Origin of the sequence: Pantoea sp. AS-PWVM4, from assembly GCF_000468095.1 — a bacterium.
GTDB lineage: Bacteria > Pseudomonadota > Gammaproteobacteria > Enterobacterales > Enterobacteriaceae > Pantoea > Pantoea phytobeneficialis.
In genome coordinates this window covers 22,472-37,721 of record NZ_ASZC01000025.1, presented here as the reverse complement: position 1 = coordinate 37,721, position 15,250 = coordinate 22,472, and the positions used below count along the sequence as shown (strand labels likewise).

Sequence of the window (15,250 nt, the reverse complement as noted above, 5' to 3'; positions counted from 1 at the left end):
GATAACATGCCGTCATCTTGATTTCTTATGCTTTTTGACGCGAACCTGTCGTAACGATAACTATGACGATTCTATACACAGCCCTGCTCTATCTGATCCAGCCTCTTATCTGGCTGCGCCTGTGGCTGCGCGGTCGAAAAGCCCCGGCGTATCGCAAACGCTGGGCGGAGCGCTATGGCTATTGCAGTGGAAAAGTCGAGCCGAACGGCATTGTGCTGCATTCAGTTTCGGTGGGAGAAACCCTCGCTGCGGTGCCGCTGGTGCGCGCGTTGCGCCATCGCTACCCGACACTGCCGATTACCGTGACCACCATGACACCCACCGGTTCAGAACGTGCACAATCGGCGTTTGGCAAAGATGTGCATCACGTTTATCTGCCTTACGATCTGCCGGGCGCCATCAATCGTTTCCTTGATACGGTCAATCCCAGACTGGTGATCATCATGGAAACCGAGCTGTGGCCCAACATTATCCGTATTCTGCATCAGCGTCAGATCCCGTTAGTGATTGCCAATGCGCGTCTCTCGGAACGTTCCGCGAAAGGCTACAAAAAGCTGGGCGGCTTTATGCGCGACCTGCTGCAACGCATCACTTTGATTGCGGCGCAGAATCAGGAAGATGGCGACCGTTTTCTCAGCCTCGGGCTAAAACGTTCGCATCTGGCGGTCACCGGTAGCCTGAAGTTTGATATCTCAGTTACGCCGGAGCTGGCAGCTAAAGCCGTCACGCTACGTCGCCAGTGGGCACCGCGTCGCCCGGTGTGGATTGCCACCAGCACCCACGATGGCGAAGAAGCGATTGTGCTGGATGCACATCGCCGTCTGTTGGCGCAATTTCCCGACCTGCTGTTGATTCTGGTACCGCGCCATCCGGAACGTTTTAAAGATGCCTGTGAACTGACGCAGAAGCGTGGTTTCAGTTTTACGCTACGCAGCAGCGGCGAGATCCCTTCCAGCGCCACGCAGGTGGTGATTGGCGATACCATGGGTGAACTGATGTTGTTGTACGGGATTGCCGATCTGGCCTTTGTCGGCGGCAGCCTGGTGGAACGTGGCGGTCATAACCCGCTCGAACCCGCCGCCCATGCGATTCCGGTACTGATGGGCCCGCATATCTGGAACTTCAAAGATATCTGCGCCAGGCTGCAACAGGCGGAAGGGCTGATTACCGTGACCGATGTGGTGTCACTGGAGAAAGAAGTCGCCAATCTGCTACAGGATGATGACTATCGTCGCTACTATGGTCGCCACGCCGTTGACGTACTGCATCAAAATCAGGGCGCATTACAGCGTCTGCTACATTTACTCGAACCCCATTTGCCACCGCGAGCACACTAATGTCGCAACGCCAACGTCTCTCCGTGGTGATGATCGCCAAAAATGAAGCGGAACTGCTGCCGGAGGCATTGGCTTCCGTCAGTTGGGCGGATGAGATCGTGGTGCTGGATTCCGGTAGCCATGATGCAACCGCTGAGGTTGCTCGTCAGCATGGCGCGCAGGTTTACCAGGCGGAAGCCTGGGCAGGATTTGGCAAACAGCGTCAGCGCGCACAAGCCAGGGCCAGTGGCGATATGATTTTGATGATCGATGCCGATGAGCGCGTTACCCCGCCGCTACGCCACGCCATCGAGCAGGTGTTGGCGCAGCCTCCTGCCGCTACCGTCTACAGCCTGAACCGCAGCAACCTGTTTCTTGGCCGCTTTATGCGGCACAGCGGCTGGTATCCCGATCGCGTGATGCGCCTGTATCCGCGCCACCTGAACTACAACGATAATCTGGTGCATGAGTCGCTGGAAACACAAGGTGCCCCGGTCGTCAGGCTGGAGGGGGATTTACAGCATCTGACCTGCCGCGATTTGGTGGTGTTCCAGCGCAAACAGTTGAACTACGCTGAAGCCTGGGCGCAGGAGCGCTTTCAGCGCGGCAAACGCTGCGGAATTTTCTCCATCTTCAGTCACACGCTTGGGGCATTTCTGAAAACCTTGCTGCTGCGTGCGGGTTTCCTTGATGGTAAACAAGGCTGGATTCTGGCTGTGGTTAACGCGCAGTACACCTTCAATAAATATTCGGCGCTGTGGGCGCTGCATCACACCTCAACACAAGGCCGCGTATGAGCACCAAAGCGATTTATCCCGGCACCTTCGATCCCATTACTCTCGGTCATCTGGATATCGTCACACGCGCTGCCCGGATGTTCGACCACATCGTGCTGGCAATTGCCGCCAGTCCGAGTAAAAAGCCGCTGTTCAGCCTGGATGAACGTGTTGATCTGGCACGCCAGGTCACGGCGCATCTGGGAAATGTTGAGGTGATCGGCTTCAGCGATTTGATGGCGAATTTCGCCAAGGCTCAACAGGCGAATGTGTTGGTGCGTGGCCTGCGTGCTGTCTCCGACTTCGAATATGAGCTACAGCTGGCACATATGAATCGCCATCTGCTGCCTGACCTCGAAAGCGTGTTTCTGATGCCATCCGAAGGTTTCTCGTTTGTTTCATCTTCGCTGGTGAAAGAAGTGGCACGTCACCAGGGCGACGTGCAGGCATTTCTACCTGCCGTGGTACATCAGGCACTGCTGAGTAAGTTAGCGCAGCCTTAATGCTGGCAGCGTGGACACCAGAAGGTGCTGCGTTGCCCATGCTTGCCACTGACGATTGGCGTGCCGCAGGCACGGCACGGCTCACCGGCCCGACCATAAACCTGTAATTCCTGGGCAAAATAGCCTGGCTTGCCGTCGGTTTGCAGAAAATCACGCAACGTCGTGCCGCCCTGCTCAATCGAGCGTAACAATACTGCCTTGATGGTATTGGCCAATAGCGTCGCTTCAGTCTGGCTCAGGCTCATCGCCGGACGATCAGGGATGATCCCGGCAGTAAACAGCGATTCGCTGGCGTAAATGTTTCCCACGCCCACAACCACTTTGTTATCCATCAGCCATTGTTTGATCACCGTGCGTTTACCGCGAGATTTTTCAAACAGATAATCGCCATCAAATTCTTCGCTGAGTGGTTCCGGACCGAGATGCGCCAGCACGCTACTGCCCGCCAGGTCATGAGCCCACAGCCAGGCACCAAAGCGACGCGGATCGGTATAACGCAACACTTTGCCATTCCTCATCACCAAATCAACATGGTCATGCTTGGCCGGTGGCAGTTCGCCGGGAAGCATGCGCAGGCTACCGGACATGCCGAGATGAATGATAATCCAGCCATGCGGCAACTCCAGCAGCAGATATTTCGCACGACGCTGTACACTCAGAACCGGCTGGTCGCTTAGCGCGTGGATTTCGCTGGAAACAGGCCAGCGCAAGCGGGAATTGCGCACGACGGCGTGCAGAATGGTTTCGCCCACTAAATGGGGTTCTATGCCGCGTCGGCTGGTTTCTACCTCGGGTAATTCAGGCATCTCATCTCCTCAACGAACCGCAGAAACAAAAAACCCGGCCGAAGCCGGGTTTTTCGCAGAACACTAAAATTACTTAATTTTAGCTTCTTTGTAGATCACATGCTGACGTACAACCGGATCGAACTTTTTCAGTTCCAGTTTCTCAGGTTTAGTACGTTTGTTCTTCGTGGTGGTATAGAAGTGACCTGTACCAGCAGAGGAAACCAGCTTGATCTTCTCACGAATACCTTTAGCCATGATTCAGTTCCTTAGTACTTCTCACCACGGGCGCGGATTTCGGCCAGAACCGTATCGATGCCCTTCTTATCAATAACACGCATACCTTTAGCAGATACACGCAGAGTAACGAAGCGCTTCTCGCTCTCAACCCAGAAACGGTGTGAGTGCAGGTTCGGCAGGAAACGGCGTTTCGTCGCGTTCAATGCGTGGGAACGGTTGTTACCGGTCACCGGACGCTTTCCAGTTACCTGGCAGACTCGTGACATGTCTATTCTCCAAAAATCAAATCAGCTCGAGCTTTAAAAACTAGGTTTTGGCCGCCTCGTCAGGCCTTAGCCCGCCCAGGCGAGTTCCATGTGAACCCGCTAAGCTGGCCCAAACGCCAAACCCGAGATTCTCAAAGGTGGCGTAGTATACGCCGGTCAGCGCTGGTGCTCAAGTCCCGAACAAATAAAGATCCCTATGGATCGCGCAAAAACACACCGTTCCCGCCGGTTTCGTCACCAGAATTACAGCCAGCCACGCTCGGCAAAGGACGTAAACTCGCCATGACCGATCACCAGATGATCAAGCAGTCGGATATTCAGCAGCGTACACGCCTTGCTGATTCTTTGGGTAATTTCCCGGTCAGCGCGGCTGGGTTCGGCAATGCCTGAAGGGTGATTGTGTGCCAGAATCACTGCCGCCGCATTGAGTTTTAGCGCTTCACGCACAATTTCGCGCGGATGGACTTCCACGCTGTTTATCGAGCCGGAAAACATTTTTTGCGCCTGTAAAACGCGGTGTTGATTGTCGAGAAACAGCGCCATAAAAATTTCCCGTTCCTGATGCGCCAACACGCTTTGCAGGTAGTGGCGTGTCACCTGCGGGTTTTCCATCACGTTTTCACGCGCCAACTGGCTGGCAAAGAAGCGCCTTGCTGTCTCAGCCACCGCCTGAAGCTGAGTAATCTTGGCTACCCCAACACCTTTAGTATCCGCCAACTGCTCCTGGTTGGCGCTCAAGACATCATACAGTGAGCCAAATTTATTCAGCATCTGTCGCGCCAGCGCCATAACGCTGACACCGCAGGAACCGGTACGTAAAAAAATCGCCAGCAGCTCCTCATCATTCAGCGCTTCAGCGCCCTTCGACGCCAGTTTCTCTCTTGGTGCCAGTTCCATGATTACGCCCTCTTCCCTGCGTTGCGGCCATCCTGAACCAGCAACGTGGTGAAATCCAGCCAGTTGATGGGGTTTTCAGAGCCGCCTCGCAAAGGTCGCAACCCGTGAAAATGGCGCGAGTGGTTTTTGTGGTAAAGTTGCGTTATCTGCCGCGCCTGGCGCGGCAATCTGCGTTGAACCGAGGCGATTGAAAATGACGGGATTAGCCGGAAAAAAAGTTCTGCTGGGCGTAAGTGGCGGCATTGCAGCCTATAAAGCACCGGAACTGGTAAGACGATTACGCGATCGCGGTGCCGATGTGCGTGTGATGATGACCGAAGCGGCCAAAGCGTTTATTACGCCCCTCAGCCTCCAGGCCGTGTCGGGGTATCCGGTATTTGACGATCTGCTTGACCCGGCAGCCGAAGCCGCAATGGGCCACATTGAGCTGGCGAAATGGGCAGACCTGATTTTGCTGGCACCGGCTACCGCAGACCTGATTGCCCGCGTCACCGCTGGCATGGCGAACGATCTGGTGACCACAACCTGTCTGGCAACCGCAGCCCCGATTGCCATCGTGCCTGCCATGAATCAGCAAATGTATCGCGCTGCCATTACGCAGGAGAATCTGCAACGCCTGCATGCGCGTGGTGTGTTGATTTGGGGACCAGACAGCGGCAGCCAGGCCTGTGGGGATATCGGACCGGGACGGATGCTCGATCCGCTGGCGATTGTAGCTTATGCGCTGGAATGGGCCGCACCCGTCAACGATCTGCAACATCTCAACATTATGATCACCGCCGGTCCGACCCGTGAGGCTCTCGACCCGGTACGTTACATCACCAATCACAGCTCGGGTAAAATGGGGTTTGCCATTGCCGCCGCCGCCGCCAGACGCGGGGCGAAAGTGACGTTGGTTGCCGGTCCGGTCACGTTGCCCACACCCGCATGGGTGCAGCGCGTGGATGTCACTAGTGCTCAGGAGATGGAAGCGGCAGTGATGGCGCAAATCAGCCAACAACATATTTTCATTGCCAGCGCAGCCGTGGCAGACTACCGGGCGGCAAATATTGCCGCAGAGAAAATCAAAAAACAGGGTGGCGATGATAATGTCACACTGCAACTGGTGAAGAATCCCGACATCGTGGCGGGGGTGGCGGCACTCAAAGAGGGCCGTCCCTATGTCGTCGGGTTTGCCGCCGAAACCCGGAATGTGGAAGAATACGCGCGGCAAAAACGGGTACGTAAAAATCTCGACCTGATTTGCGCCAATGATGTGGCAAAAGCGGGCCAGGGGTTCAATAGCGACACCAATGCTCTTCACCTTTTTTGGCAGGAAGGAGAAAAAGTCTTACCGCTCAGTGATAAGACGCTCCTTGGCCAACAATTATTAGACGAGATTGTCAGCCGTTATGATGAAAAAAATCGACGTTAAAATTCTTGATGCGCGCGTAGGAACTGAGTTCCCGCTGCCGACTTATGCAACCTCGGGTTCAGCCGGACTGGATTTACGCGCCTGTCTGGATGAGGCACTGGAAATCACCCCAGGCAGCACCGTGCTGGTGCCGACTGGCCTGGCGATTCATATTGGCGATCCCGGCCTCGCGGCCGTCATTCTGCCTCGCTCCGGTCTTGGCCATAAGCACGGCATCGTGCTGGGTAACCTGGTGGGTTTGATCGACTCCGATTATCAGGGTCAGCTGATGGTTTCTGTCTGGAATCGTGGGCAGGATAGCTTCACGCTGAACCCAGGTGACCGTCTGGCACAGCTGGTCTTTGTACCTGTGGTGCAAGCCGAGTTTAATCTGGTGGAAGATTTTGACGCCAGCGTGCGTGGCGCGGGCGGCTTCGGTCACTCTGGCCGTCAGTAACACGCGCTTTTCGCTTACGCCTCTGCCCTTGCTTCTTTTCTGCTCTGTGCGCATTGAACACAGGGCAGACGCGTGAGTGTTGCCTGTTTATGGTGAATTTCAGGGGTCTTGAAGGTCATGGCAGAAAAAAAGGTCGCGAAGCGCAACCGTCGCGAAGAAATTTTGCAGGCACTGGCGCAAATGCTGGAGTCGAGCGATGGCAGCCAACGCATCACCACCGCGAAACTGGCGGCCAGTGTAGGTGTTTCTGAAGCGGCACTCTATCGTCACTTTCCCAGCAAAACACGCATGTTTGACAGCCTGATCGAGTTTATCGAAGACAGCCTGATTACGCGCATCAATCTAATCCTGAAAGATGAAAAAGAGACGGTGGCGCGCCTGCGTCTTATCGTGCAATTGCTTCTGGGATTTGGTGAGCGTAATCCGGGACTGACGCGTATTCTGACCGGCCACGCATTGATGTTTGAGCAGGACCGCCTGCAAGGACGCATCAATCAGCTGTTTGAGCGCATTGAAGTGCAGCTACGCCAGGTGATGAAAGAGAAGAAGATGCGTGATGGTGAAGGCTTCCAGACCGATGAAACCCTGCTCGCCAGCCAGCTATTGGCGTTCTGCGAAGGGTTGCTGTCGCGCTATGTCCGTTCTGAATTCCGCTATCGTCCCACCGCGGATTTCGATACCCGCTGGCCATTGTTGGCGGCACAGCTGGTTTAACTGTCGCGGCGCGATAAATCGCGCCGCAACTGATGATTAAATCCCGTACTCTTTACGATACGCGCGCACTTTCGCCAGATGGTCTGCCATCTCCGGCTTCTCTTCCAGATAATCAATCAACTCCGCCAGAGTAATGATTGCCGTGACTTTGCAGCGGTAATCGCGCTCCACTTCCTGAATCGCCGAGATGTCGCTGCGACCACGTTCCTGACGATCGAGAGAAATCAGCACGCCCGCCAGTGTGGCGTTATGGGCGTTGATGATGTCCATTGATTCGCGAATCGCGGTACCTGCGGTGATCACATCATCCACCAGCATCACTTTGCCCTGGAGCGGGCTGCCAACCAGCAGGCCACCTTCGCCGTGATCTTTGGCTTCTTTACGGTTGAAGCAGTAAGGCACGTCACGGTCATGATGATCGGCCAGTGCTACCGCAGTGGTGGTGGCGATCGGAATGCCTTTGTAAGCCGGACCAAACAGCAGGTCAAAATCAACACCGCCATCCACCAGGGCCTGCGCGTAAAAACGACCTAACAACGCCAGATCACGCCCGGTATTAAACAGACCAGCATTGAAGAAATAAGGGCTTTTACGCCCGGATTTCAGGGTAAACTCACCAAACTTCAATACCCCTTTGTTCAGGGCGAACTCAATAAACTGACGCTGCCAGGCTTTCATTTCTCACTCCTCAAATAAAGAAAAGGCGACTCTCTGGTCGCCTGTTACATCAATCTGCTAACGCCGCTTTCTGCGCCACAATTAATTGCTCAATCCCGCCGCGCGCCAGCGCCAACAGTTGCAGCAACTCGTCATGGCTGAACGGTTCACCTTCTGCCGTGCCCTGCACTTCAATCATGCGGCCATCTTCCAGCATCACCACGTTCATATCGGTTTCTGCGGCAGAATCTTCCACATATTCAAGATCGCAACGCGCTTCGCCTTCAACGATACCGACAGAAATGGCGGCGACCATGCCTTTCAACGGACTGGATTTCAGTTTGCCATCCGCCACCAGCTTGTTGAGAGCATCAGCTAGTGCTACACAGGCCCCGGTGATGGACGCGGTGCGCGTGCCACCATCAGCCTGAATCACGTCACAATCCAGCGTGATGGTGTATTCACCCAGCGCCTGCAAATCGACTGCGGCGCGCAGGGAGCGAGCGATCAGGCGCTGAATCTCCAGCGTGCGGCCACCCTGTTTGCCTTTAGCCGCTTCACGCGCCATACGGCTGTGCGTAGAACGCGGCAACATGCCGTACTCGGCGGTGACCCAGCCTTGCCCCTGGCCTTTGAGGAAACGCGGTACGCCTTCGTCAACGGTGGCAGTGCACAGCACTTTGGTTTCACCGAACTCAACAAGGACCGAGCCTTCGGCATGTTTGGTGTAGTGACGAGTGAGGGTGACGGGACGCACTTGATTGGCGTGTCGGCCTGCTGGACGCATGGTTTCTCTCCGGCTTGCTTAGGTTTGGCTGCGCATTATACGGACTTCCTCTGCGCCTGTCCTGTCCTGAGGCGGCACAATCGCAGATGAAATTCCGCTCGCTCTGTGGCTAAATGCGCGTTTTCCCACTTAAAAAGATAAATGATGACAGCGATACTCCATTTCCTGCTGGCGCTGGTGGTGATCTTTGCCCTTGCGCTTCTGGTCAGCCACGACCGTAAACAGATTCGTCCACGTTTTATTCTGCAATTGCTGCTGGTAGAAGCCGCTCTCGGCTGGTTTTTCCTGCACTCCGCCAGCGGCCTGGCGGTGGTGAGTTCTGTGGGTGGTTTCTTCGAAACGCTGCTGACCTTCGCAGCTCAGGGCAGCGATTTTGTCTTCGGCGGCATGAGTAAACAGGGCCTGGCGTTTATTTTCCTCGGTGTGCTCTGCCCGATTGTTTTTATCTCTGCACTGATCGGTATTTTGCAGCATTGGCGAATTCTGCCGTTGTTGATTCGTCTGGTCGGCACCCTGCTGTCAAAAGTTAACGGCATGGGCAAACTGGAGTCGTTTAACGCGGTCAGCACCCTGATCCTTGGGCAATCGGAAAACTTCATCGCCTACAAAGGTATTCTGGGTGATATCTCCGCGCCGCGCCTCTACACCATGGCGGCAACGGCGATGTCCACGGTATCTCTCTCCATCGTTGGCGCTTATATGACGATGATTGAAGCGAAATACGTGGTCGCTGCGCTGCTGCTCAATATGTTCAGCACCTTTATTATCCTGTCGATCATCAACCCGACGCGCGCACAGGATGAAGAACATATCGCGCTCGATAAGCTGCATGAGGATCAGAGCTTTTTTGAAATGCTGGGGGAATACATTCTCGCCGGGTTCAAAGTAGCGATGATTATTCTGGCGATGCTGATTGGTTTTATCGCGCTGATTGCCGCCGTGAACGCGCTGTTTGCTGCCGTGTTCGGCTACAGTTTCCAGCAATTACTGGGCTACGTATTTTATCCGTTCGCCTGGTTGGTCGGCATTCCCTCTGCGGATGCGTTACAGGCGGCCAGCATCATGGCGACAAAACTGGTTGCCAATGAATTTGTGGCAATGATCGAGCTGAAAAAAGTGGCTGCCGAAATGACGCCGCGCGGTCTGGGGATTTTGTCGGTATTCCTGGTGTCGTTCGCCAACTTCGCCTCGATCGGCATCGTCGCCGGAGCGATTAAAGGGCTGAACGAAGCGCAGGGTAACGTGGTATCGCGCTTCGGCTGGAAACTGGTGTACGGATCAACGCTGGTCAGTTTGCTTTCCGCAGCGTTTGCCGGATTGTTTATCTGATACGAATTCGTAGCGGCGCGATTTATCGCGCGCTGCCAGAAAAACCCGCGCGATAAATCGCGCCGCTACGGAAACTATTTTAAAAACCCACGCACACCAGACCATCAACCCGCATTACCGATTCCTGGCTGAAGCGTTTCTTGTAGATATCACGCAATGCGTTGATGTTGTCTGAGCTGGCACGATCTGGCGAATGAATTAGCATCAGCGCTTTGCTGTTTTCACGCGCCAGTTTGCCATTCTCCCCCAGCCACTGCCCTTTGGCGTCATATACCGACAAGCCATCTTTGAAGCGCGGCGTAACATCGCTATCGACAAAATGCTGCCACTCCTGCTCAGTCACCGTGCCGCCCTGCGGTTTACTCATGCCAAACCACAACGTGGTTTGCATCATCATATCCCCACCGGCACACACCGGCGTCGGCGTGCTGGTTGGCGCAGACTGGGTGATGGTGGTGGGATGCGTCTGACAGCCTGCCAGCAGCAATGCCAATGCGAAAGATGCGATAAATTTTGTTGCCATACAGATTTCCCTGAACTGAATGCCCGTCGCTATCATAGGTGTCTGGTTTGAAAAGGCCAGTGCTTAGCTGCCCATATTTCAGGCTTTTACCTGTCATGCCATAGCGTAGCTCGCTATAATTCACTAAATTTTCTTCACACGAGTATCGCTTATGATCCGCAGTATGACCGCTTACGCACGTCGCGAAGCCAAAGGCCACTGGGGCAGCGCCGCCTGGGAACTCCGCTCCGTTAACCAGCGCTACCTGGAAACCTACATCCGCCTGCCAGAGCAGTTCCGCAGCCTGGAACCCGTCATTCGCGAGCGTATTCGCAACCGACTGACACGCGGCAAAATTGAGTGCAACCTGCGTTTTGATGCCGATCCGGGCGCGCAGGGCGAACTGATTCTCAACGAATCGCTGGCAAAGCAGCTGGTCCAGGCGGCCAACTGGGTGAAAATGCAGAGCGATGAAGGTGCGATCAATCCACTGGATATTCTGCGCTGGCCGGGTGTGATGTCAGCAAAAGAGCAGGATCTCGACGCCATTAATGCCGAACTGCTGGCCGCGCTGGATGGTGCACTCGATGACTTTATCACCGCGCGTGAAACCGAAGGTGCAGCCCTGAAAACCCTGATTGAACAGCGCCTTGCTGGCGTAACTCAGGAGGTCAGCAAAGTTCGTGAGCAGATGCCTGAAGTATTGAAGTGGCAGCGCGAACGTCTGGTGACCAAACTGGAAGAAGCCGAAGTCCAGTTAGAAAACAATCGTCTGGAGCAGGAACTGGTGATGATGGCGCAGCGTATTGATGTCGCTGAAGAACTGGACCGCCTGGACGCGCATGTAAAAGAAACCTTCAACATTCTGAAGAAGAAAGAAGCGGTCGGTCGTCGCCTCGATTTTATGATGCAGGAGTTCAACCGTGAGTCGAACACCCTGGCATCGAAATCGATTAACGCCGACATCACCGCGTCAGCAATTGAGCTGAAAGTGTTGATTGAGCAGATGCGCGAGCAGATCCAGAATATTGAGTAATATCTCACCCACTTTCATGTGATGTCATAATAACAATAAAACCCGTTAGTTACGGGTTTTATTGTCTCATAGAGAATCATCACTTCTCGCAAAATCTCTCACTTTTACTGTACCATATAATGTACCAATTACCCCTTTGACCGTGATAGGTTTGGTACAAGCAGGCAGTATGGGAAAGCTATCAGATATACAGATAAAATCCTGGCTCAAGTCTCAGGAACGCTTTGAAGGACGCTCTGACGGAAACGGATTGTATCTGTGCTACCGAAAAGAGTTCTCAATACCAAAATGGCGCTTTCGCTACAGCTATGGCGGCAAGGCGCGTGCAATGTGGATCGGTTCATATGGCGATTTGTCCTTAGCAAAAGCGCGCGAACGGGCCAGAGAGCTATCGGCAAGAGTAGCTTTAGGTTATGACGTTGCCGGAGAGAAGCAGGAGCGTAAAGCCTCTACGCTTGCCAAAATCCAGAAAGAGAAGAACGCTCGCCGTGTTTCTGACCTTGCGTTTGAGTACTACGAGAAACAAATTGTTGGACGCTGGAAACACCCCGATATTCTTCGTAGGCGCATTGAAAAAGATATTAATCCTCACATAGGCCACATAAAAGTAGAAGACGTAAAGCCTGGGGATATTGATATGATGTTGCAGAGTATTGTTCAACGAGGCGCGCCAACTATCGCTAATGATGTTTTACGTTGGATAAAGCGAATATTTAACTATGGCATAAAACGTCACTATTTGAGTGTTAACCCAGCGGGAGCCTTTGACAACAATGATGCAGGAGGTCAGGAAAAATCCAGAGATCGTTTTCTTTCAGAAGAAGAGATTACGTTACTTTTTCGCGCAATGAAAATAGCTAAAGGATTTAGTCGACAGAATGAGATAACTTTTAAGTTACTTTTACTCCTTTGCTGTAGAAAAATGGAACTGTGCTCTGCTAAATGGGAAGATTTCAATCTTGAAGAAGGCGTCTGGTATTTAAAAAATACTAAAAATGGCGATAACTTGGATATTCCTCTTCCTGAATTATCTTTGATTTGGCTGCATGAGTTAAAGCAACTCTCTTTAGGAAGTGAATGGGTTCTCCCTGCGAGAAAGATGCAGAACAGGATGATACCTCATATTGCAGAAAGCACCCTTCCAGTTGCGCTGGCAAAACTTAAACCGCATATGAAAGGAGTTGAAGGCTTTACTATCCACGACTTTAGGCGAACCGCCAGAACACATCTGGCATTTTTAGGTATCGACCCAGTAGTGGCAGAACGTTGTCTTAACCATCGCATCAAAGGCGTTGAAGGTATCTACAACCGACATAATTACTTTAATGAAAGGAAATTAGCATTAAATAAAATGGCTGATTTTCTGGCTAATATAGAGGCGTCAGTATAATGCATTTTAGTTTCTCAAAGGGTAGCGCCATTGACAGGCTCACTCATTACCCCCAGATTGAAATAAAAGAGCTGGCAAGGGCTTTGGCTAATGTTGATCCGCATACAAAAACTGATGATTTACCAGAAGATAAGGTTAGCATAGTCAGCGCGTACTCTGACTACCTTATCCGGGTTAACAGAAATCTATATGCTTTCCTGAAGGCAAATGGAAAGAAAAAAGAACTTGAGTTGTTTTATCCAAAACCTATTGCAACTAATTGCCCTATAGAAGCAAACATTCTATTTGCCTCCAGTATTAATCTTATCGAGAAAGATGTAACACCAAACATCTTAGCGGAAAAATGCGTCCTGTCTTTGTGCCAGATGTACAAAAAATACGGAGAAGCAGTCGTTACTTATTGTGGCGGTGAAAAAGCTGTTTTGATCGCGAAAGAGAAAGCGCAGGATAAGCGCGGCGAGCATAAGAAAAATGAGGAAAATGCATCTCTACATAAAATTATAGGACTACTCGCGATCAACCTTGCTATGGAGAAGTCGGCTAGCGGGTCAACGAAATGGATTAACAAAGCCGGTGCTCCCAGCATTGAACCTCTGCACAAGCTATTAAACGACTATGCGGAATCAAATGGCATAAGCAAAAAGGGGATGGGTAAATCTTCTTTCTACGACAAGTTGCGAACGGCGCTAACCTCGCTCTATGACGAATAATGTTGAGTTAGTGCCCGGCACGATGATGCCAGGCACAACTGACTACTGTTGAAATGTGCGTAGAAGTGCCAAACAATGCCATCACGTTACCTTTAGTGACCATTCTGTTGCCAATATTAACCATTTTTATTGAACCCAAAGGTATATATGGGGATATATGGGGATATATGGGTCAATAACAGGCGAGACAATTCCTTTTAAAATAAAACACTTAAAAATCACAGGATTAGTTTCCTCTTTTTACCCTCCCCAGAAGTCTTGAGTTGATGGAATTTCATTTTTATTATGGAATTTTAAGTTTCTTAGTGGAATTCCATTTTCAGTGGAATACATCAGTACGTCTCCGTTAGTCTCATTCCACACCATTTTAATCAATGAGATAGGAGATCCTGCTTTGAATCAAACACCCTACGGAATCATCCCTGAAACCGGGTTTGTCAGACAAAAACAGTTAATGCATTGCCTGCCATTTTCGTCAGCAACGCTATGGCGGCGGGTCGCATCTGGATCGTTTCCAAAGCCAGTAAAAATTTCCGCTCGTATTACTGCCTGGCGTGCAGAGGAGGTAAAAGAATGGATAGGCCAACAGCGTGCGCATTGATAAATATGCGGCGACGAGTCACCGCAAAACATCATCCTTTAGGTTCAATACCACGACGCTTAAGTTCTTGCCTTGCAAGTTCTTTAAACCAGTTACCGAGTGTAGTTTGGTCTTTGGTTGCTTCGAGATCGAGTTGCTCTCTTAGTTCAGGATTAATGCGGATCTGGAAGGTGGGTGATTTGCCACCAGTTTTAGGAGTGCGATCTTTTGCTCTTGACATTGTACGTACCTTTCACTTTAATAAGCACCATAAGGTACGTACCTTATACAACAAACCACTTTAAAACAAGCGGCTCTGCAAGGTACTCGCAATACCTCACAAAGCCTGACCATAAATGAACTTGGGAGTACCTAAATGGCTGCATCAAAGTCTACCCGGATATTTGCGGCAATCAACCGTTCTCAGTTGTCCTGTCGCCCTGTCATGCTGCGCGTTACCGCCGGTGACGAACAGAGCGCACGCCGCCGTCTGGCTGCTGATTACATCCTGTTATTTGCGGGCCGCCTGCCCTGCCACGGAGGTCGTCATGCGTGAATATCCGCAACGCGGCGAACGCTGGCAGCATTCGCAGGGCTGGACGGTGACGGTACTGCGCTTTACCGATGCGCCTGCGTCAGTCGCATCCGTTAATCCTGAGTTCAGTCACGAGGTGCTCTATCGCTACGACAGCGACGGTCAGGTGACCTCCTCCCCGCTGGCATGGTTTGAGGAAAACTATACCCGGTTTGCCGAAGCACCGCGCCGTTGCAGCGCCCCGACCGGAGGCAGCAGCGGGTTCAGCCCGTTTAACCTGCATCCCACGGTGAAATACGAGCGCTGGCGGGAGCGGCCAGCACGGCAGCCCGCCGAACCCGACGCCAGCCACTACTCAAACTACCTCTGACACACAG

General features: G+C 52.5%; 21 protein-coding genes. 13 read left to right on the top strand and 8 right to left on the bottom strand.

Translation table 11 applies throughout. The features are described from left to right. The first annotated feature begins 62 nt into the window (after window positions 1–62). Genes waaA through coaD form a run of 3 tightly spaced genes read left to right on the top strand, consistent with a single transcriptional unit; the run spans window position 63 to window position 2,595 of the window. Window positions 63–1,337: a lipid IV(A) 3-deoxy-D-manno-octulosonic acid transferase gene (gene waaA / locus L579_RS20690; protein ID WP_021186106.1), complete on the top strand. Its 1,275-nt coding sequence runs from the start codon at window positions 63–65 to the stop codon at window positions 1,335–1,337. After that, window positions 1,337–2,113, top strand: a complete 777-nt coding sequence (locus L579_RS20685) for a glycosyltransferase family 2 protein (RefSeq protein ID WP_021186105.1) — start codon at window positions 1,337–1,339, stop codon at window positions 2,111–2,113. Before waaA ends, L579_RS20685 begins: the two co-directional genes overlap by 1 nt. Beyond that, entirely contained in the window at window positions 2,110–2,595 is a 486-nt protein-coding gene (coaD, locus tag L579_RS20680) for a pantetheine-phosphate adenylyltransferase (RefSeq protein ID WP_021186104.1), read from the top strand. The genes L579_RS20685 and coaD overlap by 4 nt, the downstream gene beginning before the upstream one ends. Here coaD and mutM read toward each other — a convergent pair. From mutM to radC, 4 genes are all read right to left on the bottom strand, one after another. Then, on the bottom strand, window positions 2,592–3,401 hold the full coding sequence (gene mutM / locus L579_RS20675) for a bifunctional DNA-formamidopyrimidine glycosylase/DNA-(apurinic or apyrimidinic site) lyase (protein WP_021186103.1): 810 nt from the start codon (window positions 3,399–3,401) through the stop codon (window positions 2,592–2,594). The genes coaD and mutM overlap by 4 nt on opposite strands. A 69-nt stretch (window positions 3,402–3,470) precedes the next feature. Then, on the bottom strand, window positions 3,471–3,638 hold the full coding sequence (gene rpmG / locus L579_RS20670) for a 50S ribosomal protein L33 (RefSeq protein WP_001051798.1): 168 nt from the start codon (window positions 3,636–3,638) through the stop codon (window positions 3,471–3,473). Between the two features lie 11 nt (window positions 3,639–3,649). Continuing rightward, complete coding sequence (rpmB, locus tag L579_RS20665; RefSeq protein ID WP_013511031.1) at window positions 3,650–3,886, bottom strand: 50S ribosomal protein L28; 237 nt, start codon at window positions 3,884–3,886, stop codon at window positions 3,650–3,652. Between the two features lie 243 nt (window positions 3,887–4,129). Continuing rightward, window positions 4,130–4,783 (bottom strand): RadC family protein, encoded by a 654-nt coding sequence (radC, locus tag L579_RS20660; RefSeq protein WP_021186102.1) that lies wholly within the window; start codon window positions 4,781–4,783, stop codon window positions 4,130–4,132. 193 nt (window positions 4,784–4,976) lie between these two features. On the opposite strand from radC, the gene coaBC reads away from it, so the two are divergent. The 3 genes from coaBC to slmA all read left to right on the top strand — a co-directional run bounded on the left by coaBC (window position 4,977) and on the right by slmA (window position 7,347). Next, window positions 4,977–6,197: a bifunctional phosphopantothenoylcysteine decarboxylase/phosphopantothenate--cysteine ligase CoaBC gene (gene coaBC, locus L579_RS20655; RefSeq protein WP_021186101.1), complete on the top strand. Its 1,221-nt coding sequence runs from the start codon at window positions 4,977–4,979 to the stop codon at window positions 6,195–6,197. After that, the gene (dut, locus tag L579_RS20650; protein ID WP_036627756.1) at window positions 6,175–6,633 is read left to right on the top strand and encodes a dUTP diphosphatase; all 459 of its coding nucleotides are present in this window, start codon (window positions 6,175–6,177) and stop codon (window positions 6,631–6,633) included. The genes coaBC and dut overlap by 23 nt, the downstream gene beginning before the upstream one ends. Window positions 6,634–6,750: 117 nt before the next feature. Further along, on the top strand, window positions 6,751–7,347 hold the full coding sequence (slmA, locus tag L579_RS20645) for a nucleoid occlusion factor SlmA (protein WP_021186099.1): 597 nt from the start codon (window positions 6,751–6,753) through the stop codon (window positions 7,345–7,347). A gap of 36 nt (window positions 7,348–7,383) precedes the next feature. On the opposite strand, the gene pyrE is transcribed toward slmA, so the two are convergent. Together pyrE and rph are read right to left on the bottom strand one after the other, a co-directional pair. Beyond that, on the bottom strand, window positions 7,384–8,025 hold the full coding sequence (gene pyrE / locus L579_RS20640; RefSeq protein ID WP_021186098.1) for an orotate phosphoribosyltransferase: 642 nt from the start codon (window positions 8,023–8,025) through the stop codon (window positions 7,384–7,386). A gap of 49 nt (window positions 8,026–8,074) precedes the next feature. Continuing rightward, window positions 8,075–8,791 carry a ribonuclease PH gene (rph, locus tag L579_RS20635; RefSeq protein WP_021186097.1) on the bottom strand — a complete coding sequence of 239 codons (717 nt, stop codon included), beginning with the start codon at window positions 8,789–8,791 and terminating at the stop codon, window positions 8,075–8,077. Between the two features lie 144 nt (window positions 8,792–8,935). Here rph and L579_RS20630 point away from each other — a divergent pair, with 144 nt between their 5' ends. Continuing rightward, window positions 8,936–10,120, top strand: a complete 1,185-nt coding sequence (locus L579_RS20630; RefSeq protein WP_036627752.1) for a NupC/NupG family nucleoside CNT transporter — start codon at window positions 8,936–8,938, stop codon at window positions 10,118–10,120. A gap of 79 nt (window positions 10,121–10,199) precedes the next feature. Here the strand turns inward: L579_RS20630 and L579_RS20625 are convergent, their stop codons facing one another. After that, entirely contained in the window at window positions 10,200–10,643 is a 444-nt protein-coding gene (locus L579_RS20625; RefSeq protein WP_021186095.1) for a DUF3574 domain-containing protein, read from the bottom strand. Window positions 10,644–10,794: 151 nt separating this feature from the next. On the opposite strand from L579_RS20625, the gene L579_RS20620 reads away from it, so the two are divergent. From L579_RS20620 to L579_RS24290, 4 genes are all read left to right on the top strand, one after another. After that, entirely contained in the window at window positions 10,795–11,658 is an 864-nt protein-coding gene (locus L579_RS20620; protein ID WP_021186094.1) for a YicC/YloC family endoribonuclease, read from the top strand. 169 nt (window positions 11,659–11,827) lie between these two features. Further along, on the top strand, window positions 11,828–13,048 hold the full coding sequence (locus L579_RS20615; protein ID WP_036627750.1) for a tyrosine-type recombinase/integrase: 1,221 nt from the start codon (window positions 11,828–11,830) through the stop codon (window positions 13,046–13,048). Further along, window positions 13,048–13,758, top strand: coding sequence for a hypothetical protein (locus L579_RS20610; protein WP_036627748.1), 711 nt, complete (start codon window positions 13,048–13,050; stop codon window positions 13,756–13,758). The genes L579_RS20615 and L579_RS20610 overlap by 1 nt, the downstream gene beginning before the upstream one ends. A gap of 322 nt (window positions 13,759–14,080) precedes the next feature. Continuing rightward, entirely contained in the window at window positions 14,081–14,359 is a 279-nt protein-coding gene (locus L579_RS24290; RefSeq protein WP_255341980.1) for a helix-turn-helix transcriptional regulator, read from the top strand. A gap of 31 nt (window positions 14,360–14,390) precedes the next feature. On the opposite strand, the gene L579_RS23445 is transcribed toward L579_RS24290, so the two are convergent. Next, window positions 14,391–14,579, bottom strand: coding sequence for a hypothetical protein (locus L579_RS23445; protein ID WP_071783604.1), 189 nt, complete (start codon window positions 14,577–14,579; stop codon window positions 14,391–14,393). 135 nt (window positions 14,580–14,714) lie between these two features. Here L579_RS23445 and L579_RS20605 point away from each other — a divergent pair, with 135 nt between their 5' ends. Both L579_RS20605 and L579_RS20600 read left to right on the top strand, forming a co-directional pair. Continuing rightward, entirely contained in the window at window positions 14,715–14,894 is a 180-nt protein-coding gene (locus L579_RS20605; RefSeq protein WP_021186091.1) for a host cell division inhibitor Icd-like protein, read from the top strand. After that, window positions 14,887–15,243, top strand: a complete 357-nt coding sequence (locus L579_RS20600) for a hypothetical protein (protein ID WP_021186090.1) — start codon at window positions 14,887–14,889, stop codon at window positions 15,241–15,243. The genes L579_RS20605 and L579_RS20600 overlap by 8 nt, the downstream gene beginning before the upstream one ends. Window positions 15,244–15,250 lie beyond the last annotated feature (7 nt).

Excerpts from the sequence above, each read along its gene's own strand:
- waaA (WP_021186106.1), top strand. The coding sequence starts at position 63 with ATGACGATTCTATACACAGCCCTGCTCTATCTGATCCAGCCTCTTATC.
- slmA (WP_021186099.1), top strand. The coding sequence starts at position 6,751 with ATGGCAGAAAAAAAGGTCGCGAAGCGCAACCGTCGCGAAGAAATTTTG.
- coaBC (WP_021186101.1), top strand. The coding sequence starts at position 4,977 with ATGACGGGATTAGCCGGAAAAAAAGTTCTGCTGGGCGTAAGTGGCGGC.
- coaD (WP_021186104.1), top strand. The coding sequence starts at position 2,110 with ATGAGCACCAAAGCGATTTATCCCGGCACCTTCGATCCCATTACTCTC.
- L579_RS20610 (WP_036627748.1), top strand. The coding sequence starts at position 13,048 with ATGCATTTTAGTTTCTCAAAGGGTAGCGCCATTGACAGGCTCACTCAT.
- radC (WP_021186102.1), bottom strand. The coding sequence starts at position 4,783 with ATGGAACTGGCACCAAGAGAGAAACTGGCGTCGAAGGGCGCTGAAGCG.
- dut (WP_036627756.1), top strand. The coding sequence starts at position 6,175 with ATGATGAAAAAAATCGACGTTAAAATTCTTGATGCGCGCGTAGGAACT.
- L579_RS20600 (WP_021186090.1), top strand. The coding sequence starts at position 14,887 with ATGCGTGAATATCCGCAACGCGGCGAACGCTGGCAGCATTCGCAGGGC.
- rpmG (WP_001051798.1), bottom strand. The coding sequence starts at position 3,638 with ATGGCTAAAGGTATTCGTGAGAAGATCAAGCTGGTTTCCTCTGCTGGT.
- L579_RS20605 (WP_021186091.1), top strand. The coding sequence starts at position 14,715 with ATGGCTGCATCAAAGTCTACCCGGATATTTGCGGCAATCAACCGTTCT.
- L579_RS20625 (WP_021186095.1), bottom strand. The coding sequence starts at position 10,643 with ATGGCAACAAAATTTATCGCATCTTTCGCATTGGCATTGCTGCTGGCA.
- L579_RS20620 (WP_021186094.1), top strand. The coding sequence starts at position 10,795 with ATGATCCGCAGTATGACCGCTTACGCACGTCGCGAAGCCAAAGGCCAC.
- L579_RS20685 (WP_021186105.1), top strand. The coding sequence starts at position 1,337 with ATGTCGCAACGCCAACGTCTCTCCGTGGTGATGATCGCCAAAAATGAA.
- mutM (WP_021186103.1), bottom strand. The coding sequence starts at position 3,401 with ATGCCTGAATTACCCGAGGTAGAAACCAGCCGACGCGGCATAGAACCC.
- L579_RS20615 (WP_036627750.1), top strand. The coding sequence starts at position 11,828 with ATGGGAAAGCTATCAGATATACAGATAAAATCCTGGCTCAAGTCTCAG.
- pyrE (WP_021186098.1), bottom strand. The coding sequence starts at position 8,025 with ATGAAAGCCTGGCAGCGTCAGTTTATTGAGTTCGCCCTGAACAAAGGG.
- L579_RS20630 (WP_036627752.1), top strand. The coding sequence starts at position 8,936 with ATGACAGCGATACTCCATTTCCTGCTGGCGCTGGTGGTGATCTTTGCC.
- rpmB (WP_013511031.1), bottom strand. The coding sequence starts at position 3,886 with ATGTCACGAGTCTGCCAGGTAACTGGAAAGCGTCCGGTGACCGGTAAC.
- rph (WP_021186097.1), bottom strand. The coding sequence starts at position 8,791 with ATGCGTCCAGCAGGCCGACACGCCAATCAAGTGCGTCCCGTCACCCTC.
- L579_RS23445 (WP_071783604.1), bottom strand. The coding sequence starts at position 14,579 with ATGTCAAGAGCAAAAGATCGCACTCCTAAAACTGGTGGCAAATCACCC.